Origin of the sequence: Ideonella flava (genome assembly GCF_051857595.1) — a bacterium.
Taxonomy (GTDB): domain Bacteria; phylum Pseudomonadota; class Gammaproteobacteria; order Burkholderiales; family Burkholderiaceae_C; genus Ideonella.
In genome coordinates, this window is record NZ_JBPZHD010000006.1 from 394,078 (window position 1) to 417,236 (window position 23,159).

20 protein-coding genes are annotated in these 23,159 nt (G+C 67.1%); 12 read left to right on the top strand and 8 right to left on the bottom strand.

Annotated elements, in window-relative coordinates:
• Window positions 1-4: 4 nt before the first annotated feature.
• The 4 genes from ACS5PM_RS15540 to ilvA all read right to left on the bottom strand — a co-directional run bounded on the left by ACS5PM_RS15540 (window position 5) and on the right by ilvA (window position 6,576).
• Window positions 5-2,764, bottom strand: a complete 2,760-nt coding sequence (locus ACS5PM_RS15540) for a serine/threonine-protein kinase (RefSeq protein ID WP_439388559.1) — start codon at window positions 2,762-2,764, stop codon at window positions 5-7.
• A gap of 4 nt (window positions 2,765-2,768) precedes the next feature.
• Complete coding sequence (locus tag ACS5PM_RS15545) at window positions 2,769-3,323, bottom strand: ECF-type sigma factor (protein ID WP_439388560.1); 555 nt, start codon at window positions 3,321-3,323, stop codon at window positions 2,769-2,771.
• A 374-nt stretch (window positions 3,324-3,697) separates the two neighbouring features.
• Complete coding sequence (locus tag ACS5PM_RS15550) at window positions 3,698-4,879, bottom strand: tetratricopeptide repeat protein (protein WP_439388561.1); 1,182 nt, start codon at window positions 4,877-4,879, stop codon at window positions 3,698-3,700.
• Between the two features lie 116 nt (window positions 4,880-4,995).
• Entirely contained in the window at window positions 4,996-6,576 is a 1,581-nt protein-coding gene (ilvA, locus tag ACS5PM_RS15555) for a threonine ammonia-lyase, biosynthetic (protein ID WP_439388562.1), read from the bottom strand.
• Between the two features lie 338 nt (window positions 6,577-6,914).
• On the opposite strand from ilvA, the gene ACS5PM_RS15560 reads away from it, so the two are divergent.
• A complete protein-coding gene (locus ACS5PM_RS15560) occupies window positions 6,915-7,340 on the top strand; it encodes an OsmC family protein (protein WP_439388563.1) in 426 nt (141 codons plus the stop codon).
• Window positions 7,341-7,353: 13 nt separating this feature from the next.
• Here the strand turns inward: ACS5PM_RS15560 and coq7 are convergent, their stop codons facing one another.
• Entirely contained in the window at window positions 7,354-7,974 is a 621-nt protein-coding gene (gene coq7, locus ACS5PM_RS15565; RefSeq protein ID WP_439388625.1) for a 2-polyprenyl-3-methyl-6-methoxy-1,4-benzoquinone monooxygenase, read from the bottom strand.
• A gap of 276 nt (window positions 7,975-8,250) precedes the next feature.
• Here coq7 and ACS5PM_RS15570 point away from each other — a divergent pair, with 276 nt between their 5' ends.
• From ACS5PM_RS15570 to ACS5PM_RS15590, 5 genes are all read left to right on the top strand, one after another.
• Window positions 8,251-9,237: a porin gene (locus ACS5PM_RS15570; protein WP_439388564.1), complete on the top strand. Its 987-nt coding sequence runs from the start codon at window positions 8,251-8,253 to the stop codon at window positions 9,235-9,237.
• A 173-nt stretch (window positions 9,238-9,410) separates the two neighbouring features.
• Entirely contained in the window at window positions 9,411-10,394 is a 984-nt protein-coding gene (locus tag ACS5PM_RS15575; RefSeq protein ID WP_439388565.1) for an ABC transporter permease, read from the top strand.
• 18 nt (window positions 10,395-10,412) lie between these two features.
• The gene (locus tag ACS5PM_RS15580; RefSeq protein ID WP_439388566.1) at window positions 10,413-11,366 is read left to right on the top strand and encodes an ABC transporter permease; all 954 of its coding nucleotides are present in this window, start codon (window positions 10,413-10,415) and stop codon (window positions 11,364-11,366) included.
• Window positions 11,363-12,349 (top strand): ABC transporter ATP-binding protein, encoded by a 987-nt coding sequence (locus ACS5PM_RS15585; protein WP_439388567.1) that lies wholly within the window; start codon window positions 11,363-11,365, stop codon window positions 12,347-12,349. The genes ACS5PM_RS15580 and ACS5PM_RS15585 overlap by 4 nt, the downstream gene beginning before the upstream one ends.
• Window positions 12,346-13,362, top strand: a complete 1,017-nt coding sequence (locus ACS5PM_RS15590; RefSeq protein ID WP_439388568.1) for an ABC transporter ATP-binding protein — start codon at window positions 12,346-12,348, stop codon at window positions 13,360-13,362. Before ACS5PM_RS15585 ends, ACS5PM_RS15590 begins: the two co-directional genes overlap by 4 nt.
• Window positions 13,363-13,383: 21 nt before the next feature.
• On the opposite strand, the gene lysA is transcribed toward ACS5PM_RS15590, so the two are convergent.
• Together lysA and lptM are read right to left on the bottom strand one after the other, a co-directional pair.
• Entirely contained in the window at window positions 13,384-14,655 is a 1,272-nt protein-coding gene (lysA, locus tag ACS5PM_RS15595; protein WP_439388569.1) for a diaminopimelate decarboxylase, read from the bottom strand.
• Entirely contained in the window at window positions 14,652-14,900 is a 249-nt protein-coding gene (gene lptM, locus ACS5PM_RS15600; RefSeq protein ID WP_439388570.1) for an LPS translocon maturation chaperone LptM, read from the bottom strand. The genes lysA and lptM overlap by 4 nt, the downstream gene beginning before the upstream one ends.
• Between lptM and cyaY the strand changes: the two genes are divergently transcribed.
• Window positions 14,899-15,252, top strand: a complete 354-nt coding sequence (gene cyaY / locus ACS5PM_RS15605) for an iron donor protein CyaY (RefSeq protein ID WP_439388571.1) — start codon at window positions 14,899-14,901, stop codon at window positions 15,250-15,252. The two genes, lptM and cyaY, sit on opposite strands and share 2 nt — an antisense overlap.
• 105 nt (window positions 15,253-15,357) lie before the next feature.
• Here cyaY and ACS5PM_RS15610 read toward each other — a convergent pair whose 3' ends face one another.
• Window positions 15,358-17,715 (bottom strand): penicillin-binding protein 1A, encoded by a 2,358-nt coding sequence (locus tag ACS5PM_RS15610; protein ID WP_439388572.1) that lies wholly within the window; start codon window positions 17,713-17,715, stop codon window positions 15,358-15,360.
• 340 nt (window positions 17,716-18,055) lie between these two features.
• Here ACS5PM_RS15610 and ACS5PM_RS15615 point away from each other — a divergent pair, with 340 nt between their 5' ends.
• The 5 genes from ACS5PM_RS15615 to ACS5PM_RS15635 are packed head-to-tail and all read left to right on the top strand — an operon-like array spanning window position 18,056 to window position 23,151.
• On the top strand, window positions 18,056-19,093 hold the full coding sequence (locus ACS5PM_RS15615; protein ID WP_439388573.1) for a pilus assembly protein PilM: 1,038 nt from the start codon (window positions 18,056-18,058) through the stop codon (window positions 19,091-19,093).
• Window positions 19,090-19,710 carry a PilN domain-containing protein gene (locus ACS5PM_RS15620; protein ID WP_439388574.1) on the top strand — a complete coding sequence of 207 codons (621 nt, stop codon included), beginning with the start codon at window positions 19,090-19,092 and terminating at the stop codon, window positions 19,708-19,710. The genes ACS5PM_RS15615 and ACS5PM_RS15620 overlap by 4 nt, the downstream gene beginning before the upstream one ends.
• An 8-nt stretch (window positions 19,711-19,718) precedes the next feature.
• Window positions 19,719-20,426, top strand: a complete 708-nt coding sequence (locus ACS5PM_RS15625) for a type IV pilus inner membrane component PilO (RefSeq protein ID WP_439388626.1) — start codon at window positions 19,719-19,721, stop codon at window positions 20,424-20,426.
• The gene (locus ACS5PM_RS15630; RefSeq protein ID WP_439388575.1) at window positions 20,423-20,950 is read left to right on the top strand and encodes a pilus assembly protein PilP; all 528 of its coding nucleotides are present in this window, start codon (window positions 20,423-20,425) and stop codon (window positions 20,948-20,950) included. Before ACS5PM_RS15625 ends, ACS5PM_RS15630 begins: the two co-directional genes overlap by 4 nt.
• The gene (locus ACS5PM_RS15635; RefSeq protein ID WP_439388576.1) at window positions 20,947-23,151 is read left to right on the top strand and encodes a type IV pilus secretin PilQ; all 2,205 of its coding nucleotides are present in this window, start codon (window positions 20,947-20,949) and stop codon (window positions 23,149-23,151) included. The genes ACS5PM_RS15630 and ACS5PM_RS15635 overlap by 4 nt, the downstream gene beginning before the upstream one ends.
• Window positions 23,152-23,159 lie beyond the last annotated feature (8 nt).

Below are 23,159 nucleotides of genomic sequence, written 5' to 3' on the forward strand. Positions count from 1 at the left end.
ATCCTCACTGATGGTGATGGCTGGCAGCGCCCTCGCCGCTGTTCAGCCGTTCTCGCAGATCGGCAAGTTCGGGGTGCCGGTAAGCCGATGCCGTCGCGCGCTCGGCCAGCGCGCGCGCCTCGGTGCTGTCGCCCAGGCGCCAAAGCACCTGGGCCAAGAGGACGGAGGCGGCCAGGTCGCCCTGGGCGGCCGCCTGTCGCAGCCGTGATGCCGCGGCTTGCCACGCCGTGTGGGCGGCGTCCCGCGCTCCTTCGCGATGGCGAAGGTCGCCGAGTCCGAGCTCGACCGCTGCGGCCAGGCGGGCTTGTCCCGAATCGGTGACAAGGCCTCCCGCCTCGGCCTGGCGTACGTCGTCCAGATAGGACTGCAGCGCCGAAGCGGCACCGGGCCACGGGTCTGCCATCTGCAGTCGCAGGCGCAGAGCGTTGCCCTGCAACGCGAGCCGCCAGGTGGGTCGCGCGCTGCCGCCTGCCAGCAGGCGGGAGTTCTCGTCTTCCGCGGTTTGGAGGCTCTCGCGAGCCGCCGCACGCTGACCCAGCGCCCACCTCGCTTCGGCCACGCTCAAACGCACGAGGCTGGCCTGAACCTGCCAGTCCGCGTTCTTGGGGTCGATGGCCAGAAGCGACTCGAAATCGGCCAGCGATTCGCGGGCCGACTGCAGGGCGGCCGCCGCATCGCCCATCATCAGGTGCAGCCGGCCTTGCTCGTAGACGGCATTGGCCATCAAGCGCTGGACGTGCCGATCTTTCGTTGCGGTGGGCAGACCACTGACGACTCGCAGCTTGTCGCGCTGGGCCGCGAGGGCACCCGCGAGGTCGCCCTGGGCTTCGCGCGCCTTGGCGATCCAGCCCAGGGCATTGGCCTCCTCGAACCGCAGGTCCGTTCGCTCGGGTGGCGCCGCCGCGAAGATGTTGCGCGCATCGTTCAATGCCTTCAGCGCTTCGGCCGGCTGCGAACGCTCGACCCTCAGCACGCCGAGGTTCTCCTGCGCGTAGGCGCGCTCCACCCGCCAGTCCAGCCGCGTCGGATCGAGCCGGACGAGTTGCTCCGCCAGCTCGAGGTAGCCGCGGAACGCACGCTCGGCCTCGTCTGCCTGGCCGTGCCGCCGGGCGACGTAGCCCACCCAGTACAGGCTTTGGGCGTGATCGAACAGGCGCTGGCCATCGTTGGGATGCCGCTGCACCAGCGCGGCCGTGCTTTCGGCGGCCTGGCGGAAGACGCGGGTGGCCTCGTCCAGGTCTCCCCGGTCGTCGGCGATCTCGCCGATCAGGTGCAAGGCCCGCGCACGCCGGCCCAGCGACTCGGCATCCAGCCGGCCCGGCTCCTGCTCGGCGTAGTAGGCCAGGGCGCGCTCGCCCACCGCGTCGAGCGCCTCCAGCCTTCCGACCGGCTGCAGCTTGCGTCGCAGATCGCCCAGCATGAATTCGATCAGGCCCTCGGCCTGTTCCTGCTGGCGCCGGGCTTGTTCGGCCTCGTACAGCGCGACGCCGACGCCCACGGCCAATGCGCCGGCGACCAGACCGGCTGTTGCGACGCCGGCGCGGTGGCGCCGGACGAACTTGGACAGCACGTAGGCCGCGCTGTCGCGGCGGGCGGCGATCGGCTCATGGGAGAGGTGGCGGCGCAGATCCTCGGCCAGGGCCTCGGCATTCGAGTAGCGCTCGGCGGGCGACTTCTTCAGGGCCTTGGCGACGACGATGTCCAGATCGCCGCGCAAGGCTCGCGACAGGCGCTGCGCATCCGGACCGCCCCTGCGAAGCACGGTTTCCGACAGCCGTCGGGGTTGCCGATCGAGCGTGGCTCGCATCTGGTCGACCGGCGCGCTGGTGGTGCCGGCGGTCGGATGGGTGCCTCCCAGCAGCACGTAGAGCAACACGCCGAGGGCATACACGTCGGTTGCCGTGGTCATCTCGCCGTTCTGAAGCTGCTCCGGCGCGGCGTATTGCAGGGTGAAGGCGCGGCCGGCGCGCTGCGTCAGTTCGGTGGCCTCGTGCGGTGGAGTGGTGGCGGCGCCATGGGAGTCCCGCAGCAGCTTGGCGATGCCGAAGTCGAGCAGCTTCACGTCGCCGCTGGCGGTCACCAGGATGTTGGTCGGCTTCAGGTCCCGATGCAGGATCAGCCGGTGGTGGGCGTGGGCGACCGCGGCGAGCACGTCCAGAAACAGCTGGAGCCTGGCGGCAAGGTCGAGCCCGTGGCGCTCGCAGTGCTGGTCTATGGGCAGGCCGTCCACGTACTCCAGCACGAGGTAGGGCTGGGCCGCGCCGTGCGGGCCGTGCAGGCCGGCATCGAGCAGCCGGGCGATGTGCGGATGGGCCAGGCGCGCCAGGATGCGGCCCTCTCTTGCGAAGCGCTCGGCATCGGCGCGCGGCACCAGGCCCGCGTGCAGGAACTTGATCGCCACCTGCCCCTCGAAGCGTCCGTCGGTGCGGCGCGCCAGCCAGACGCTGCCCATGCCGCCTTCGCCCAGTTCGCGCTCGATCGTGTAGGCCCCGACCGCCTGGCCTTCGAAGGCCGGCGGCGGTGGCAGGGCGGGTGACTGCAGGAAGTCGCTGCGGTCCAGCGCCTCGAGGTCGGTCATGAGGGCGGCGAGGTCCTCCGCCAGGGCCTCGTCTTTGGTTCGCAGCTCGGCCAGGCGGGCCGCGCGCTCGGGCGGTGTCAAGTCCAGCAGGGCGTCCAGGTGCGGGCTCAGGACCGGCCAGCGCGACTTGTCGACCACGCGTGGGCCCCCCTTGGGGACTTCGGCAGGGGGGTCCAGGTCTCGCATGTTCCTATTTCAGGGCCAGCGAGAGAAAGAGCCTTGCCTTTTGCCAGTCACGCTGGACGGTGCGCTCGGTGATGCCCAGGCAGTCGGCTATCTCGGCCTCGGACAGGCCGCCGAAGTAGCGCATCTGCACGACCTGCGCCAGGCGGGGGTCGCTGACCGCGAGCTCGTCGAGCGCTTCATGCACGCGCAGCACCTCGTCCTCGTGGCGCATGACCGATTCGCCGATCTCGGTGTTGAGGGTGACGTGCCAGGCGCCCCCGCCGTGGCGTTCGGACTGGCGCGAGCGCAGCAGATCCACCACGATGCTGCGCATCACCTGGGCGGCATAGGCGAGGAAGTGGCGTCGGTCGGCGAACTCCGGGCCCTCGCCGCGCGCCAGCCGCAGATACGACTCGTGAACCAGGGAAGTGGTGTCCAGCAGGGTCATGTCGGCCGCACGGCGCAGGCGACTGCGCGCCAGGCGCTGCAGATCGGCGTAAAGCAAGGCCACGACCTGATCCGCGGCCTGACGGTTTCCGTCAGCGGCACGGCGAAGCAACAGCGTGATGTCCTGGGTCATCCCTGAGGCGCTCGGCCGCTCGGCCGATCCGCCACGCCGACTCTAGCGGGCCATGCTGGCAGCGGCAATCAGGCGTGAAATGGATGTCGCGAGGGCGCCGCGCAAATTCTTTTGCTGCGCATGTCGTGTTTCGCGTCGGCAATCCGTTCTAAAGAACAAGACGCCGTAGGGTGTGCCGCGCTGGCCGTTGGAGGGTTCGGTAGCGACATCACGAAAAAGGGTGCTCAGGGAGCGAGTGTGGGGCCGATCGGCAGCGCCGGTCGGCCCACCTCCTACTTGGGCCTGACCTTTCAGGTGCCCGCTGCCGACAACAAACCGTCGAACACGCTGTTCCCGGCGCCCGGCGCCCGGTGCACAGGCCGGGCAGCCGTGTTTCACGGTTGTCGCGCGCCCTGCAGGCGATCCAGCTTGGCTGCGTAGAGGTCGTGCTCGCCCCGGGTGGTGCTGTTGGCCATCGCCCGGTTGAGGTGCTGCCGCGCCGCACGGTTGTCGCCAAGGCCGGCGTAGGCGACTGCCAGCCAGAAGTGGGTCTCGTGGTAGTCGGGGTCGCGTGACAGCTCGCGTTGCAGCCAGGCACGGCCGGCCTCGAAATCGCCCCGCTGCACCGCGGCGCGACCCAGCTCGAAGTAGTGGAACGGTGGGTGGGTCTCGAGACGAGCCAACTGCTGCCTGATCTCGTGGGCCTCGCCGTCGCGGCCCTGGCTCGAAAGCACAGCGGAAAGGTCGGCCAGTGCCTGCGTGTTCTGCGGCTCCGCCCGCAGCGCATGGCGGAAGACTTGCTCGGCCGGCTCGAGCAAACCGCGGCGGTGGTAGATGACACCGAGCGTGATCTGGGCACTGGCGAAAGAAGGGTCTTGCGCCACCGCCGCACGGGCCCATGCGTACGCCTGGTTCAGGTCACCCTCGGTCAGGGTCTCGGCCGCGCGGTTGTTGAGAAACATTGCCAGGACACGCGCTTCGCTGATCACCGTCACCCGGCGGCCCCGCAGGTCCCGGGGCGGCAGGAAGTCCACCGTCGTGGAGGTGTCGTTGCCGATGCCTCCCATGCGATCGAACAGCCGGTGTCCTATGACCAGGTTCACATGGCCGGCCGCCAGCAGGAGCGAATTGCCGCGGCTCCAGCTGTCCTCCACGTCGACCGACTGGAAGGTCACCGGAAGGTCGAGCCTGCGCGCGAGCGCTGCCGTCATGATGACGAGGGACAGGCAGTTGCCCGATCGCGCGGCAAAGGCCTCGCTGGCGGTTCGCGTGGTGGCCGAGTCGTACTCCAGGCGAAGCATCTCGCGGTCGTACAAGGCGTCGATGAGGCCCCGCTGCCGGCCGTCGCGGTGCAACTGGCGGGCGATGTCGTGCCCGAGGTAGCGCTCCATCTGGGGGCTGAGCGCGAAGACGTCTTCCACCTTCACCGGCCTGGCCGGCGGCTCGAAAGCCTGGTCTCGCAGCAGCGGAGCGATGGGCTCTGCTGGGGCGCGAACGGCGGTGTTGGCGCAGGCGGCCAGCATCAGGCCGGCGGCGACGGCCATCGAAAGGTTTCGCAGGCGGGCAGACAACGACATCGCGGGCTCCACAACAGCGGCGGCGATGCCCGCATCGTATGCCGGTTGGCCGGCGGTTGCAGGGCCCGATTCGTGCGGCGCTCCCGGGCCCACCGCGCCCTGCGCGGCCCGGCGGCTCAGCGAAGGAAGAGCTGGTAGACCGCGTTGTCGGTTTCGTCCACGCAGGGGTAGGCCAGGGTGTCGAGGAAGTCCTTGAAGGCCTTCTTGTCCGCCTTGGGCACCTGGATCCCGACCAGGATCCGGCCGTAGTCGGCGCCCTGGTTGCGGTAGTGGAACAGGCTGATGTTCCAGCTCGGATGCATGGCAGCCAGGAAGCGCATCAGCGCGCCGGGACGCTCCGGGAACTGGAAGCGGTACAGACGCTCGTCGCGTGCCAGTTCGCTGCGCCCTCCCACCATGTGCCGCACGTGCTCCTTGGCCAGCTCGTCGTCGGTCAGGTCCACGGTGGGAAAGCCATGGCGGATGAAGTTGCGGGCAATCTTGTCCGCCTCTTCACGCTTGTGGATCGTGATGCCGACGAAGACGTGGGCGACCTTCGCATCGGAGATGCGGTAGTTGAACTCCGTGACCGAGCGGGGATTCCCCGGCGTGCCTATCAACTCGCAGAAGCGCCTGAAACTGCCCCGCTCCTCCGGGATGGTGACAGCGAAAAGCGCCTCCCGCTGCTCGCCGAACTCGGCCCGCTCGGCGACGAAGCGCAGTCGGTCGAAGTTCATGTTGGCGCCGCAGGTCACGGCGACGAAGGTCTTGCCCTTGGGCCGGTGGGTCTCGACATACTGCTTCATCCCGGCGACGCCCAGGGCGCCGGAAGGCTCGACGATCGAGCGGGTGTCCTGGAACACGTCCTTCATCGCCGCGCAAACCGCGTCGGTGTCGACCAGCACGAAGTCGTCGACCAGCTCGCGCGCCAGGCGGAAGGTCTCTTCGCCGACGAGCTTGACGGCGGTGCCGTCCGCGAACAGGCCCACGTCCGCCAGCTGGACGCGCTTGCCGGCCCTGACCGAACGCACCATGGCATCCGAGTCGACGGTCTGCACGCCGATGACCTTGATCTCCGGCCGCACCGCCTTGATGTAGGCCGCCACGCCGGAGATCAGCCCGCCGCCGCCTATGGCGACGAAGATCGCGTCGATCGGACCCTGGTGCTGGCGCAGGATCTCCATGGCGATGGTCCCCTGGCCGGCGATGACGTCCGGATCGTCGAAGGGGTGGACGAAGGTCAGGCCTTCAGCCTTCTCGATCTCCAGCGCCCTGACGTAGGCATCGGAGTAGCTGTCGCCGTGCAGAACCACCTCACCGCCCAGGGCCGCCACGGCATCGACCTTGACCTTGGGCGTGGTGGTCGGCATCACGATCACGGCGCGACATTTCAGCCGGTGGGCCCCGAGCGCGACACCCTGCGCGTGGTTGCCGGCAGAGGCGCAGATCACCCCGCGGGCCAGCGCCTCGGCCGAGAGGTGGGCCATCTTGTTGTAGGCGCCCCTGAGCTTGAAGCTGAAGACCGGCTGGCAGTCCTCTCGCTTGAGCAGCACGCTGTTGTTCAGCCGCCGGGACAGGGCCCGTGCGGGGTCCAGCGGCGTTTCCTTGGCGACGTCGTAGACCTTCGCATTCAGGATGCGGCGCAAGTAGTCGGCGGAGCTGGGAAAGGGGTCACGGGCCGTCGACGGCGCACGGGACTTGCGGGCGGCGCCGGCCATGGGCGTCTCTCCTCGTCGTTTGGAACTGCTTCTGGACACTCGACCTGGCCGGTCGTGCTGCGGCGCCGCATGATATGCCACCCCTGCCGCTGCTCCGGCGGCCGGATCCGGCGGCGGACCAGGCAGAAAAAAGCCCGGGTCCGTGAGGGCCCGGGCTGAATCCACCGTCAGGAGGTGGAGGAGACAAGAGGAGAAGCGGGTTGGCGCGAGAGCGCTTTCACCGCTGCATGAAGACGAGTCTAGCGCGGCTTTTGTTGCACCGCAATATGTTCCGCTGGAGAGGCCGCTCCAGGCGTCGATAATGCACTGCATTGCAGCACGCCGCGAGGCACACGACGATGGAATGCACCGTGCACTGGGTGGCCGACGCCGGCATGGCGATGCTGGCCGAAACCGGCAGCGGACACACGCTGACCATGGATGGCGCGCCCGATGGCGGCGGCCGCAACCTGGCTCCCCGGCCGATGGAGACACTCCTGGCGGGCGCCGGAGGCTGCACCGCCTATGACGTGGTCCTGATCCTGAAGCGCGGGCGGCACGACGTCACGGGCTGCCAGGTGCAACTGCGTGCCGAACGTGCCCAGACGGATCCCAAGGTCTTCACCGCCCTGCACATGCACTTCATCGTGAGCGGCCGCGGCTTGGCCATGGCGGCGGTGGAACGGGCCGTGGCCCTGTCGCACGAAAAGTACTGCTCCGCCACCGCCATGATCGGTCACACGGCCAGCATCACCACGAGCGTCGAACTGCGCGAAGCGGCCTGAAGGGACCGCCTTTTCAGACGTAGTGGGCCGTGGTCGTCATGACCTTGGCAGCGCCGCGCATCAGCCAGCGCAGCGGCGCCGGCAAGGGCGCTGCACCGGCCGCGAGGGCCGCATCCGCGTGCCCCGCCTCGTCGGTCTTCATCTGCGAGACGATGGCGCGCGAGACGTGGTCTTCCGGCGGCAAGCGGTCCAAGTGCCCGGCGAGGTGTTCCTCCACCTGGCGCTCCGTCTCGACCAGGAAGCCCAGGCTCCAACGATCGCCGGCCCGGCCCGCAGCGAGTCCGATGGCGAACGCACCCGCATACCAAAGAGGGTTGAGCAGGCTCGGCCGGTCGCCCAGCGCCTCGAGGCGGTCAGCGGTCCAGGCGAGATGGTCCGTCTCCTCGCGTGCGGCATGTTCCATCTGCCGCCGCACCGCTTCGCTACGCGCGGTCAGCGCCTGAGCCTCGTACAGGGCCTGTGCGCAGACCTCGCCGACGTGGTTGACGCGCATGAGAGCGCCTGACAGCCGCTTGGCGTCCGATGTCAGCGCGGGCGCGCGGAGGTCCGCATTGCCAGGTGCCGGCCGGCTGGCATGGGCCGCGCCGGAGACGGTCCGGATGGCGTTGTCCAGAGCGGTGAGGCAGTTGTCCAGCGGTGACAGGGTGGCCATTTCGCCAGCATACCCGCCATCGGGGCAGGTCCTGTTGCCGCTGCGCCATATTGGTGCGCCCAGGCCTGTGCGACCCGTTGTTGCACGACAACAAGTGCGCCCTCGAACGGGGCGATTTCTTTGCGCCCCCAGAGGGGCTCTGGTGCAATAGCGGCAACTTCCGATGAGGAGGTTGGCCTGATCGGCCCCACCAGCTTCGGTGATCCGGGTTTCTCCCTCGATCGGGACCTCTTGTTCAAAACCTAGGAGATCTCTGACATGAATAAATCTCTGATCGCTCTGGCCGCGCTGGGCGCGTTCGCCGGTGCCGCCCAGGCGCAGTCGTCGGTCACCGTTTATGGTTTCATCGATCAGTCGATGACCAAGCCGTACGCCAGCGAAGACAAGATGATTGCTGACGGCTCCTTCTACGGTGGCGGCAGCCGTCTGGGCTTCCGTGGCGTCGAAGATCTCGGCAACGGCTACAAGGCCACCTTCGGCCTCGAGCATCGCCTGAACGCTGACACGGGCAACCAGAACAACGCCACCTTCTGGCGCGGCTACAGCACCGTGGGTCTGGTCACGCCTTTCGGCGCCGTGAACCTCGGCTACCAGTACGTTCCCGCGTTCACGATGATCCAGAACCAGATCGACCCGTTCGGCGGCGAGACGGTCGCCCAGGGTCGTGAGGTTGGTTTTCGCTATGGCGTGGTGGGCGCTGGCGGCTCTACTGCTTCCGCAATCTACAAGACTCGCGTAGTCGATTCAGTGCGCTACGACCTGTCCGTCGCCGGCTTCAACCTCGGCGTTTCGGTCGCTGAGAGCGCCAGCAACAACGGCGGAGTGTCTGACAAGAAGCCGTTCTCGATTGCCGGCAACTACGCAGCTGGCCCGTTCTGGATCGGTGTCGGCTACGAAAATCCGGCGGACGCCGACGACAAGGGCTGGAACATCGGCGGGCGCTACACCTTCAGCTTCGCCACCTTCGCCGCTGGCTACACCAAGGGCACGACGGCCGCCGGGGCGGATGCCAAGGGCTGGCTGGTTGGCGCGACCGTGCCGCTCGGCGCATTCGACCTGAAGGGCGTGTACGCCACGAACGACATCGACGGCATCGGCGAAACGAAGAAGGTCGGTCTCGGCGCGCATTACAACTTCTCCAAGCGCACCAAGATTTATGCCGACGTCGCGAAGATCGGCGGCAGCGCCACCAGCGCACTGGACAACAAGACCGGCTACGACCTGGGCCTGAAGCACACCTTCTAAGCCTGTTCGCGCCACGGCGCGATGCCTGGATCCAAAGCCGCCCTCGGGCGGCTTTTTTTCATGGGGTGCTGGTTCGGCCCCGGGCAAACGCCGGGGCGGCCGGAACTGCAGGCGCCGCTACACTCGCCGCGGCGTGCCAATCCGGCATGCCGCTTGCGAAGCTCCGACCCAGCATGCTTGCCTTTGTCATCCGTCGCCTCGTTCAAGCGCTTGTCGTGATGGTGTCGGTCGGCCTGATCGCTTTCGCCCTGTTCCAGTTCGTGGGTGATCCCGTCAACAACCTGATGGGACAGGAGGCGACGCCGGAGCAGCGGGCGCAGCTTCGTGCAGACCTCGGCCTGGACCAGTCGGCGTTCGTCCAGTTCGCGCGATTCGCGGCCAACGCGGTGCATGGCGAGTTCGGGCTCAGCTTGCGGCAGGGGCGGAAGGTGTCGAGCTTGATCGCCGAGCGACTGCCGGCAACCTTGGAGCTGTCTTTGATCGCAGCGCTGCTCGCCCTGGCTCTGGGCATACCCATGGGCGTGGTGGCCGCCTTGCGTCGAGGCCATCCCTTGTCGCAGGCCTTGATGGCGTTCTCGCTGATAGGCGTGTCGCTGCCTACCTTCCTGATCGGAATCCTGCTGATCCTGCTGTTCGCCACGGCATTGAACTGGCTGCCGAGCTTCGGCCGCGGGGAGGTCGTACAGCTCGGCTACTGGACCACCGGCCTGCTCACTGTCGACGGCTGGCGCCACCTCGTGCTGCCGGCCGTGACGCTGGCCCTGTTCCAGCTGGCTCTGATCATGCGACTCGTGCGCGCCGAGATGCTCGAGGTCCTGCAGACGGACTACATCAAGTTCGCCCGGGCGCGGGGCCTGGCCGAGCGGACCGTCCACTTCGGTCATGCCCTGAAGAACACGCTGGTCCCGGTGATGACGATCACCGGCCTGCAGCTCGGCGGCCTGATCGCCTTCGCCCTCATCACGGAGACGGTGTTCCAGTGGCCGGGCATGGGCCTGCTGTTCGTGCAGGCGGTCCAGTTCGCCGACATCCCGGTGATGGCCGCCTACCTCTGCCTCATTTCGCTGATCTTCGTCGTCATCAACCTCGTGGTGGACCTGCTCTATTTCGCGGTCGACCCCCGGCTGCGGGTGGACCGCGCCGTCACGGCCCATTGAGTCGAGATGGCGGAGTTGATGCCAGACCCCCGGCCGCCCGGCCCATCGGCCGTCCCGGAAGCGGCCGGCTTCTGGCGCCGGTTCCGGGAAGGTGATCTCTGGTACAGCTTCCGCCAGTTGCCGATGGCGCAGGTGGCGACCTTGCTGGTGCTGATCACCGGTTTTTGCGCCGTGTTCGCGCCCTGGGTGGCGCCGCATGATCCCTTCGACCTGGCGACCGTGGAGCTGGCCGACGCCGGCTTGCCCCCGGCCTGGCTCGATGGCGGCAATGTGCGCTTCCTTCTCGGCACCGACGAGCAGGGTCGCGACATCCTCTCGGCCCTGATGTACGGCTCTCGCATCTCGCTGTTCGTCGGCATGGCGGCGGTCGTGCTGTCCCTGCTGGTGGGCGTGGTCCTCGGGCTGCTGGCGGGATTCGCGGGCGGCTATGTCGACGCCTTCATCATGCGGGTCTGCGATGTGATGCTCTCGTTCCCGGCCATCCTGGTCGCGCTGCTGATCGATGGAGTCGGCCGGGCCTTGTTTCCCAATGCGCATGACACGCTCGCCTTCACGGTGCTGATCCTGGCCATCGCCTTGACCGGCTGGGTGAAGTACGCCCGCACGGTACGCGGCTCGACGATGGTCGAGCGACACAAGGAGTACGTCCAGGCCGCTCGAGTGATAGGGGTGGCGCCCTGGCGCATCATGGGGCGGCACGTCCTGCCCAATGTGCTGGGGCCCGTGCTGGTGCTGGCCACCATCGATGTCGCCTCGGCCGTCATCATCGAGGCCACGCTGTCCTTCCTGGGCGTGGGCGTGCCGCCCACGAGCCCGTCCCTGGGGACGCTCATCCGCATTGGCAATGACCACCTGTTTTCTGGCGAGTGGTGGATCACCGTCTTCCCCGGCGCGATGCTGATGATCATCGCCCTCAGCGTGAACCTGCTGGGCGACTGGCTGCGCGACGCGCTCAACCCGAGGCTGCAGTGAGGTCGGAGGCCCAGGTCCCATTGCTGGAGGTGGAGCGTCTTCGCGTCGAGTTTCCGACCCGGCGTGGCGCCCTGCTCGCCCTTGACGAGGTGAGCTTCTCCATCGCTGCAGGCGAGATCCTCGGCGTGGTGGGCGAATCCGGGGCGGGCAAGTCGCTCACCGGCGCGGCCATCATCGGCCTGATCGAGCCGCCCGGGCGCATCGCCGGCGGCGAGATCCGGCTCGACGGCCGTCGCATCGACAATCTGCCACCGGCCGAGATGCGGCGCGTGCGGGGTCGGCAGATCGGCGCCATCTTCCAGGATCCGCTGACTTCGCTGAACCCGCTCTACACCGTCGGTCACCAACTGGTCCAGACCATTCGCACGCACCTGCCGCTGTCGGCCCTTCAGGCGCGCGAAAGGGCGATCGACCTGCTGCGCCAGACCGGCATTCCCGCGCCCGAGGCGCGCATCGACCAGTACCCGCACCAGTTCTCGGGCGGCATGAGGCAGCGGGTGGTGATCGCGCTGGCGCTGGCTGCCGAGCCGCGCCTGATCGTCGCGGATGAGCCCACGACCGCGCTCGACGTCTCGATCCAGGCGCAGATCATCTTCCTGCTCAAGCGCCTGGCGCGCGAGCATCACGCCGCCGTGATGCTGGTGACGCACGACATGGGCGTGATCGCGGAGGCCTGCGATCGCGTCGCGGTGATGTATGCCGGACGCATCGTGGAGATAGGGCCGGTGCAGCAGGTGATCCACCAGCCGGCGCATCCCTACACCCGCGGCCTGATGGGGTCCATTCCGGCGATGGACGAGGACCGCGAGCGCCTGGCACAGATCGACGGCACCATGCCGCGGCTGAACGCCATCCCGACCGGCTGTGCCTTTCACCCCCGTTGTGCCTGCGTGATGCCCCGCTGCCCGCAGCAACGCCCCGAGTTGATGGAAGCGGGCGCCACCCGCGCCGCCTGCTGGCTTCTCGCCGAGGGGGCCGTGTGACGCAGGCGGACCAGCAGACGCAGCCGCCGCTCGTCGAGGTGCGCGATCTGGCCAAGCTGTTCGACGTCTCCTCGCCCTGGCTGAACCGCCTCGTGGAACGTCAACCGAGACGCTACGTGCACGCAGTGGACGGCGTGAGCTTCGACATCGAGGCGGGCCGCACGCTGGCGCTGGTCGGAGAATCGGGTTGCGGCAAGAGCACCGTCGCCCGGCTGCTGGTGGGCCTGCATGCGCCGACGCGTGGAGAGGTGCTGTTCGACGGCCAGCGAGCCGATTGGCACGAGCGATCGGCCCGCACCCTGGCCTTGCGGCGCCGGATGCAGATGATCTTCCAGGACCCATACGCGAGCCTCAATCCTCGCTGGCGGGTGCGCGAAATCGTGGCCGAGCCCCTGCGTGAGCACGGGCTCGTGCGCGATCGCGGCGAGCTCGATGCGAATGTGGACGAGTTGCTGCGGGCCGTCGGCCTGTCCGCCCTGGATGCGCGCCGGTATCCGCACCAGTTCTCCGGTGGCCAGCGGCAGCGGATCTCGATCGCGCGGGCGCTGGCCACACGCCCGGCGTTCCTGGTCTGCGATGAGCCGACCTCGGCGCTGGACGTGTCGGTCCAGGCCCAGGTGCTCAACCTGATGAAGGATCTGCAGCGCGAGCGCGGCCTGAGCTATCTGTTCATCTCGCACAACCTGGCCGTGGTGCGCCATGTCAGCGATGAAGTCGGGGTGATGTACCTGGGCCGGCTGGTCGAGCTGGCACCGAAAGCGCGGCTGTTTGCTTCGCCGCGCCATCCGTATACGCGCATGCTGCTGGATGCGATCCCGGACCTGCACATGAGCGGGCGGCCGCGCACGCCCGTGCAGGGAGAGGTGCCCAACCCGCTGCAGCCGCCTGGCGGTTGCGCGTTCCACCCGCGCTGCCCGCATGCGAATGCGCGCTGCCGCAGCGAGCGCCCGGTCTGGCAGTCGTTGCAGGGCATCAAGATCGCCTGCCACGCCGTGGAGGAGGGGCGGATCTGACCGACCGGACGGCCCGGGACGTCAGCCGATGAGTCGCTCGCCGGCGATCAATTGCTCGATGGACTCGCGTTCGCGGATCAGGTGCACGGCATCGCCATCGACCATCACCTCGGCCGCGCGCGGCCGGGTGTTGTAGTTGCTGGCCATGGTCATTCCGTAGGCGCCTGCGGACAGCACCGCCAGCACGTCGCCTTGTTCCACCGCGAGCTTGCGGTCGTGACCCAGCCAGTCGCCGGATTCGCACACCGGCCCGACCACGTCCCAGGTGCGCGCCACGGTCGAGCCGCGACGCTGGCAAGGCTCGATCCGCATCCACGCCTGGTACATCGCGGGACGCACCAGATCGTTCATCGCGGCGTCCACGATGCAGAAGTTCTTTTCTTCCCCGGGCTTGAGGTAGAGCACGGAGCTCAGCAGGACGCCGGCATTGCCGACGAGCGACCGGCCGGGCTCGACGAGGACCTCGCGGTGACCGTGCCCGCGGGCGTCGATGCGCCCCAGCATCTGGCGGACCAGATCCTCGGCGCTGGGCGGCTCTTCATCGGTGTAGGTGATGCCCAGCCCGCCGCCAAGATCGATGTGCTGCAGGTCTACGCCCTGCGCCGAAAGCGCGTCGACGAGATCCAGCAGGCGATCCAGCGCATCGAGGTAGGGGCTGGCGCTGGTGATCTGCGAGCCGATGTGGCAATCGATGCCCATCACTTCGATGCCGGGCAGCGCGCGCGCACGGGCATACGCGGCCAGCGCCTGCTCGTGCGCAATGCCGAACTTGTTGGCCTTCAGGCCGGTCGAGATGTAGGGATGGGTCCCGGCGTCGACGTCGGGGTTGACTCGCAGGCTGACCGGCGCGCGGCGTCCCATGGCGTGGGCTACCTCCGACAGCACGGACAGCTCGGCTTCGCTCTCGACGTTGAAGCAGCGCACCCGGGCATCGAGCGCGAGGCGCATCTCCTCGGCCGTCTTGCCGACACCCGAAAAGACGATGCGGTCCGCCCGGCCCCCGGCCGTCAGCACCCGTTGCAGCTCACCGCCGGAGACGATGTCGAAGCCGCAGCCTGCCTCCGCGAAAGTCTGCAGCACCGCGAGGCTCGAATTGGCCTTCATGGCATAGCAGACCAGGTGCGAGCGGCCGGCCAGGGCGCGCTGGTAGCTCGCCGCCTGGGCACGCATCGCGTTGCGCGAATACACGTACAGCGGAGTGCCGAAGCGCCGCCCGAGTTCGGTCAGCGAGTGACCTTCGAGGGTCAGTTGATCGTCGTGCGATGCGAGGAAAGGGTGGCCGGGCAGGGTCATCGGGCAGCGGAGGCGGCAGCAGGCGGTGGAGTGGAGGCGGCGGGAGCCGAAGCGGCGGGCGACGATGCACCATGAGCTGCCCCGGGCAGCACGAGCGGGCCGCGTTGCCCGCATCCGGCCAGAAGAGCCAGCGCGAGGAGGGCTCCTGTGCTGTGGCGGAAGACCCCGGGGACGAGGCGCGGGTCAGGCGCCACTACACTCGACGCGGCGCGGTACGGCATGCCGCGAAGTGTACCGACGACCATGACCGCTTCCTCCTTCTCCGATGCCGAATACCTTCAGCGGGCCCATGCCGCGCTGGCCGCGATCGAGCTTCAGATCGACCGCTGGCTGGACGAGGACGTGATCGACATCGACAGCCATCGCACCGGCGGGCTGCTAGAGCTGGCGCTGCCTGACGGCAGCAAGCTCATCATCAATGCCCAGCCACCCTTGCATGAACTGTGGCTCGCGGCCAAGGCCGGCGGCTACCACTTCCGCCTCCAGCCAGACGGCCGCTGGCTCGACACCCGCGACGGCGCCGACTTCTTCCAGCGCCTGTCCGACCAGGCCACCGCCCAAGCGGGCAAGCCGCTGGCATTCGCCGCGCCTGCCTGACACGCGAAGCGCCCATCGGATCCAGGCCGCTGTCGCGGATCGGGGTTGGCCGGTCCGCTGCAAGAGGCCCCTCGAGGAGGCAGCCCCCGGAAGGGGGCGTGGGGGTCAGCGGAACAAGTCGAGAATGCCCTTCTTCTCGTCTTCGGTGGGGGCCTGCGGCAGGGCATCCTCGGTCCCCAGGGTCGTGATGCCTTGTCCCGGGCTGTATTCGTCGTAGTACCACTCGCCGGCCACGTTGATCACGCCCTCGGGCACCTTGGCTTCGGCCACCGGGACGCCCTTGAGCGTCTGGCTCATGTATTCGATCCAGACCGGCAGCGCGAGGCCGCCGCCCGTCTCACGGTCGCCCAGCTTGCGAGGCGTGTCGTAACCGATCCAGACGATCGCCGCCAGGCTCGGCTGGAAGCCCGCGAACCATGCGTCCATCGAATCGTTGGTGGTGCCCGTCTTGCCATAGAGATCCGGCCGCTTCAGCGTCGCCTGCGCGCGTGCCGCGGTGCCCGAGCGGGTCACTTCCTGCAGCAGGCTGTCCATCACGAAGGCGTTGCGTGCGTCGATCACGCGCTGCGATTCGTCGGGCGACTTCAGGTCGACCTGGTGCAAGACCTTGCCGCGTGAGTCGTAGATGCGCTCTATCAGCACCGGCGTGACGCGGTAGCCGCCGTTGGCGAAGACGCTGTAGGCGGTGGCCATCTGCATCGGGGTGACGGAGCCGGCCCCCAACGCCATCGTGAGGTAGGGCTCGTGCTTCTCGCGGTCGAAACCGAAGCGGGTGACCCAGTCGCGCGCGTAGTCGACACCCACCGACTGCAGGATCCGGATCGACACCATGTTCTTGGACTTGGCGAGCGCGGTGCGCAGCGGCATGGGTCCCTCGAACTTGCCGTCGTAGTTCTTGGGCTCCCACGGCTGGCTGCCGGTCGCTCCGGCATCGAAGAACAGGGGGGCGTCGTTGACGACGGTGGCCGGTGTGAAGCCTTTTTCCAGCGCCGACGAGTAGATGAACGGCTTGAAGCTGGAGCCGGGCTGTCGCCAGGCCTGCGTCACATGGTTGAACTTGTTCTTGCCGAAGTCGAAGCCGCCCACCATGGCACGGATGGCGCCGTTGGCGGGCTCGATGGACACGAACGCGCCTTCCACCTCGGGTTGCTGCGTCAGGGTCCAGTCGCCCTTGGTGCCCTTGATGGCCCGCACGACGGCACCGCGTCGGATCTGGCGCTTGGCATCGGCATTGGCCGCGAGCCCGGAGGCGACGGGCTTCAGTCCATCGCCGGTCACCGTGATGGACTCGCCCGACTGCAGGACGGCCACGACCTTCTTCGGCCCGGCTTCCAGCACGACGGCGGCCTTGAGCTCGTCGTTGTCCGGATGGTCCGCCAGCGCCTCGGCCACACGGGCATCGACCGCTTTCGGGTCGGCGGGCAGGTCGATGTAGGCCTCCGGGCCTCGATAGACCTGTCGCCGCTCGTAGTCCAGGAGACCGCGGCGCAGCGCCCGGTAGGCGATCAGCTGGTCGGAGGCGCGCACCGTCAGCTGCACCTGCAGGCCGCGGGTGTAGGTCTCCGCGCCGTACTGGCTGAAGACCAGCTGGCGTGCCACCTCGGCCACGTACTCGGCGTGAACCGCCACGTCGGTCTGGACCCGGTACTTCAGCTCCTGGGCCTTGGCGGTGGCGTGCTGCTCGGCCGTGATGAAGCCGTTGTCCAGCATGCGGTCGATGATGTATTGCTGTCGCAGCGTCGCGCGCTTCGGGTTCGCGATCGGGTTGTAGGCGGACGGGGCCTTGGGCAAGCCGGCCAGCATGGCAGCTTCCGCTATGGAGATCTCTTTCAGTGGCTTGCCGAAGTAGATCTCGCTGGCGGCCGCGAAGCCGTAGGCGCGCTGGCCCAGGTAGATCTGGTTCATGTACAGCTCGAGGATCTGGTCCTTGCTGAGCTGGCTCTCGATCTTCAGGGCCAGAAGGATCTCGTAGAGCTTGCGGGTGAGCGTCTTCTCGGTCGAAAGATAGAAGTTGCGCGCCACCTGCATGGTGATGGTGGAGGCCCCCTGGCTGCCGACCGAGCCGAACTGGGCGAGTCCGGCGCGCAGCACGCCGATGTAGTCGACGCCGCTGTGTTGATAGAAGCGCGCATCCTCGATCGCCAGCACGGCGTCCTGCATCACCTTCGGGATCTGGGCGATCGGTGTGAAGGTTCGCTTTTCGTCGCCGTACTCACCCAGCAGCACGCCGTCGGCGGACAACACGCGCAGCGGCAGCCGCGGGCGGTAGTCGGTGACCGAGTCGAGCTCCGGGAGGTTGGGGTAGGCCACCGCGAGGGCGATGGCCGCGCCGATCAGGACGACCGCGACGCCGGCGGTGACCAGCCCCAGAGCCCCCAACAGCAAACGAGCCGGTAGACGCCACCAGCTCCGGGCGGCTCCGCCCGCGGTGGTCGAAGGGGATTTTTCACGCTCGTCGCTCATGAGGCTCCTGCAAAGGCGGGCCGATTATAGAAATGGGGGAAATGGAACCCGGAGCCGTCGACGGCCCTTTGAAATGGGTCCGTGCCAACAGTTGCTTGCGTCCGTAAACGCTTGGTCACAGACGCTGGTGAAAACCCTCGGTGGGCCTTTTTGGAGATGACCGAAACACGTGTGAGATTCACAACGAGGAGCGTGATTTGCTGGCCGTTTTTCCTTTGTTTCCCAACACTTGTACTGCTAGCATTGAAGTGCTTTGTTAACTTTGCGTCCGCTTGTGGCGCTGCTGGAGCCGCGATCCGTGGGTTTCCTTGACCGCCTGTTGGGCCAGAAGCATCCGCCGATGATTGGCCTCGATATCAGCTCCTCCAGTGTCAAGCTGGTGGAACTGTCTCAGTCCGCATCCGGCGAACTGGTTCTGGAGCGTCTGTCCAGCGAACCCTTCGAAAAGGGTTGGATCGTCGATGGCCAGATCGAAAAATTCGACGAGGTCGCCGACGCCGTTCGCCGCCTCGTCAGCCGAAGCGGCACCAAGACGCGCCACGTCGTCATGGCCATGCCCCAGTCGGCGGTGATCACGAAGAAGATCGTGCTGCCGGCCGGGCTGCGCGAGGACGAGATGGAGCTCCAGGTCGAATCCGAAGCCCATCAATACATCCCGTTTTCGTTGGACGAAGTGAGTCTGGACTTCTGCGTCATCGGCCCGAACGCCAATTCGGCTGGCGACGTCGATGTGCTGATCGCCGCCTCGCGCAAGGACCGCGTGCAGGATCGCCAGGGTCTGGCAGAGGCTGCCGGCTTGACGCCGGTGGTCCTGGACATCGAATCCCACGCCTCCCGGCTCGCGATGGGCCGGTTGATCAATGCCCTGCCGGACGAAGGCAAGGATTCGCTCGTGGCCTTGTTCGAGATCGGTGCCGACACCACCAGCCTCAAGGTCCTGCGCGAGGAGGAGATGTTGTATGACCGCGACCAATCCTTCGGCGGATCGCAGTTGACCCAGCTGATCTCGCGTCAGTACGGCTTCTCCTACGAGGAAGCCGAGCAGAAGAAGATCAGCGGCGACCTCCCCGAGGACTACGAGTCCACGCTGCTGACGCCCTTCGTCGACAGCCTGGCCCACGAGATCGGGCGGGCCCTGCAGTACTTCTTCACCAGCACGCCGCACCACAAGGTGCACTACGTGATGCTGGCCGGTGGGACGGCGGCCATGCCTGGCCTGCGCGAGCGGGTCAAGGAAGTGACCGGTTTCGCGTCCAAGGTGGTCAATCCATTCGAAAGCATGAAACTCGGTTCGTCCGTGCGCGAGGCCAAGCTCCGGCGCGAGGCGCCGTCATACCTGACGGCCTGTGGTCTGGCGATGCGGAGGTTCGTGCAGTGATCCTGATCAACCTACTCCCGCACCGCGAGGCGCGCCGGCAGGAACGCAAGAGGGCCTTCTTCTCGGCCCTGGGCCTGGCCGCACTCGTCGGCGCGGGCATCGTGATCCTGTGGTTCGGCGTGTTGCAGCAGATGACTTCGGCGCAGGAGTCCCGCAACCGGTTCCTGGCCGAAGAAATCAAGAAGCTCGAAGAGCAGATCAAGGACGTGGCCACGCTGAAGGCGGAGATCGAAGCCCTGAAGGCGCGGCAGAAGGCGGTCGAGGATCTGCAGACCGACCGGAACGTGCCGGTCTATCTGCTGGACGAACTCGTCAAGCAGACCCCCGAAGGCATCTACCTCACCTCGGTCAAGCAGAGCGGCAACATCGTGACGATCGGCGGCATGTCGCAAACCAACGAGCGAGTGTCCGAAATGTTGCGCAACACCGCCTACAGCTCGCCGTGGCTGGAGCGGCCCGAGCTGGTGGAGATCAAGGCCGTCACGCTCGGCAAGGACCGGGAGGCGCGCCGCCTGTTCGATTTCTCGATGCGCGTGTCGATCAAGCGCCCGCAGGCGCCGACAGGAGCGGGCAGTGCAGCCAGCGCTCCCAAGGCCAAGCCCGCCAAGGTCTCGTGAGGCGCATGATGGCGACCAAGTCCACTACCCCCCGCATTGATGTTGGCGCCGCCCTTCGGCGCGCATCAGCCCAGTTCCGCGAGCTCAATCCGAAGGAGCCGGGCCAGTGGCCCATCCTGCCGAAGATCGCCAGTTGCATCGCCGTGGCCATCGCCGTCGTCGTGCTCGGCTGGGTGGCCGTGCTCAGCGACGCGGATGCCGGCCTCCAGGCGGCCCGCGACAAGGAGCCCCGGCTCAAGAGCGACTACAGCGCCAAGCTGGCGCAAGCCGTGAATCTCGATGAACTCAAGCGGCAGAAGGAGCAGGTCCAGGAGTACGTGACCCAGCTCGAGAAGCAGCTGCCGGGCAAGGCCGAGATGGATGCCTTGCTGTCCGACATCAACCAGGCCGGCATCGGGCGAGGACTGCAGTTCGAGCTGTTCCGGCCCGGTCAGGTGGTGGTCAAGGACTACTACGCCGAATTGCCGATCGCGATCAAGGTTTCGGGCCGCTACCACGACGTGGGTTCGTTCGTGGCCGACGTGGCGAACCTGTCGCGCATCGTGACCCTGCACAACCTCACGATCACACCGCCGCCGAAGGAGAAGGATCCGTCGGGCAATCTGACGATGGAGGCTACGGCGCGCACGTACCGCTATCTCGATGCCGCAGAAGTCGCCGAGGTCAAGGCGGCGGCTGCCAAGGCGAAGCAAAAAGATAAGGGCAAGAAGTCATGAAGCGCCTTGGTCTGAGCCTGCTCGGCGCCACGTTCGTGGTCGTCGGCTGCGGCGCCAACATCGACGAGCTGACGCAGTGGATGGAGCAGCAAAAGCGCGCCGCCAAGCCGAACGTCGAGCCCATCGTCGCGCCCAAGAAGTTCGCGCCCCAGCCCTACAGTGCAATCACGGGTGTCGAACCCTTCAGCATCCAGAAGATTGCGACGGGCACCCGCGTGGACGGTGGTCAGTCCAACCCCATGCTGGCCGCCCAGATGCGACGCCGCAAGGAGCCGCTGGAGGCCTATCCCCTCGATGCGATGAAGATGGTCGGCATGGTGTCACGCCAGGGCCGCCCGTATGCCCTCGTCGAGGTGGACAAGCTGCTGCACTACGTCAAGGCCGGCGAATACATGGGCCAGAACTACGGCCAGATCACCAAGATCGACGAAACGGAACTGTCGCTGCGCGAACTCGTGCAGGACGCGGCGGGCGAATGGATCGAGCGCACCACGACCCTCCAGCTGCAGGAGAAGGCGCGATGAATAACGAGTTGGAGTCACGCAAGATGCGTAGTTGGACTGTGGGTGGGCTGCTGGTGGCCCTCGGCCTCGCGATGCCGGGGCTGACCTGGGCGCAGAACCTGATCCGATCGATCAGCAGCAATCAGCAGTCCACGGGGGAGGTGATCCGCGTCGAGCTGAGCGAACCGCTGGCTTCCGCGCCGGCAGGCTTCGTCATCCAGGCCCCGCCCCGTGTGGCTATCGACCTGCCCAACGTCGCCAACGGCATGGGCAAATCGGCCGTGGAAATCAATTCGGCCAACGTGCGCAGCGTGAACATCGCCAGTGCCGGCGAGCGCACTCGCATGGTGTTGAACCTCAAGCAGGCGACCAACTACCGCACTGAACTGCAGGGCAAGGTGCTGCTGATCTCGCTGGATCAGCCGTCGGCATCGGGGGCGGTGGCCAGCGCGGCCCCGTCGCAACCTGTCCACTTTGCGAACAGCCAGAACGTCGAGCAGCTGCCGCTGCGTGATATCGACTTCCGCCGCGGAGCAGACGGCTCGGGTCGCATCATCGTCGGGCTGGCCAGTACCCAGATCGGCGTGGACCTGCGCCAGCAGGGGCAGAACCTGGTGGTCGAGTTCCTCAGGTCGACCCTGCCCGAAGCGTTGCGTCGAAAGCTCGACGTCTCCGATTTCGGCACGCCGGTCCAAGGCATTTCCACGGTGCAAAGCGGCGACCGCGTGCGGATGGTCGTCGAGCCGCGCGGCGCCTGGGAGCACAGTGCCTACCAGACCGACACGCAGTTCGTTCTCGAAGTCCGGCCGGTCAAGCTCGACCCCAACAAGGTCACCCAAGGTCCGGGCTATCAAGGCGAGAAGCTGTCGCTGAACTTCCAGAAGATCGAGGTGCGATCGCTGCTGCAGGTGATTGCCGACTTCACCAACTTCAATGTGGTGACGAGCGATACGGTCACCGGCGATGTGACGCTTCGCCTGAAGGACGTGCCCTGGGACCAGGCGCTGGACATCATCCTCCAGGCCAAGGGCCTGGGCATGCGAAAGTCCGGCAACGTGCTGTGGATCGCGCCCAAGGAAGAGCTCGCCGCCAAGGAGCAGGTCGAGCTTGAATCGAAGAAGAAGATCGCCGACCTCGAGCCGGTGCGAACCCAGTCCTTCCAGTTGAACTATGCGAAGTCGGAGGACATCGCCCGGGCTCTGCTGGGGCAAATGGTGGGTGCCGACGGCAAGGCGATCAGCGTGACGACGACCGCCGGCTCCGGCTCCAACAACATCCGCATCCTGTCGCCGCGCGGCAGTGTCATGGCCGAAGGACGCACCAACCAGCTCTTCGTATCCGACATCCCTTCCAAGCTGGAGGAAGTCGCGGTGATGATCGCCAAGATCGACGTGCCGGTACGCCAGGTGCTGATCGAGGCTCGCATCGTCGAGGCCGACGACAAGTTCGGCCGCGCGCTCGGCGTGAAGCTGGGCAGTGCGGATCTTCGCGGCCTGCGTGGAGGCATCCCGGGATACTCGGTGGGCAACGGCAACTACCTCACCGTCGGGGGCAACTATTCGAACGTGGGCGTGCAGACACTGCAGACGCCGAACACGCCCACCAGCTACAACGACACCCAATTCGTGAACCTGCCGGCGAGCACGGGCACGATCAGTACCGCGTCGGCGGCGACCTTCGCGCTGTCGCTGTTCAGCGCCACCGCGAATCGGTTCCTGAACCTCGAGCTCTCGGCCCTCGAAGCCGAAGGCCGCGGCAAGATCGTTTCCAGCCCGCGTGTCATCACCGCTGACCAGAAGCGCGCCATCGTCAAGCAGGGCGAGGAAATCCCCTACCTGGTGGCCACATCCAGCGGTGCGACCTCGGTGCAGTTCCGGGATGCCACGCTCAAGCTGGAAGTCACCCCGCAGATCACGCCCGAGGGCAACGTGATCCTGTCGGTGGACGTGTCGAAGGACAGCCGCGGCGAGGCGACGACCGCCGGCCCGGCCATCAACAAGAAGGAAGTCACCACCGAGGTGTTGGTCGAGAACGGCGGCACGGTGGTGATCGGTGGCATCTTCACGCAGAACGATCGTGAGGACGTCAACAAGGTTCCTCTCCTTGGCGACATCCCGTATCTCGGCTACCTGTTCAAGGACAAGGTCAAGCTCAGCACACGCACCGAACTGCTGATCTTCATCACGCCGAAGATCGTGAACGACCATTCGGCGGCGCGCTGATCGCGCTC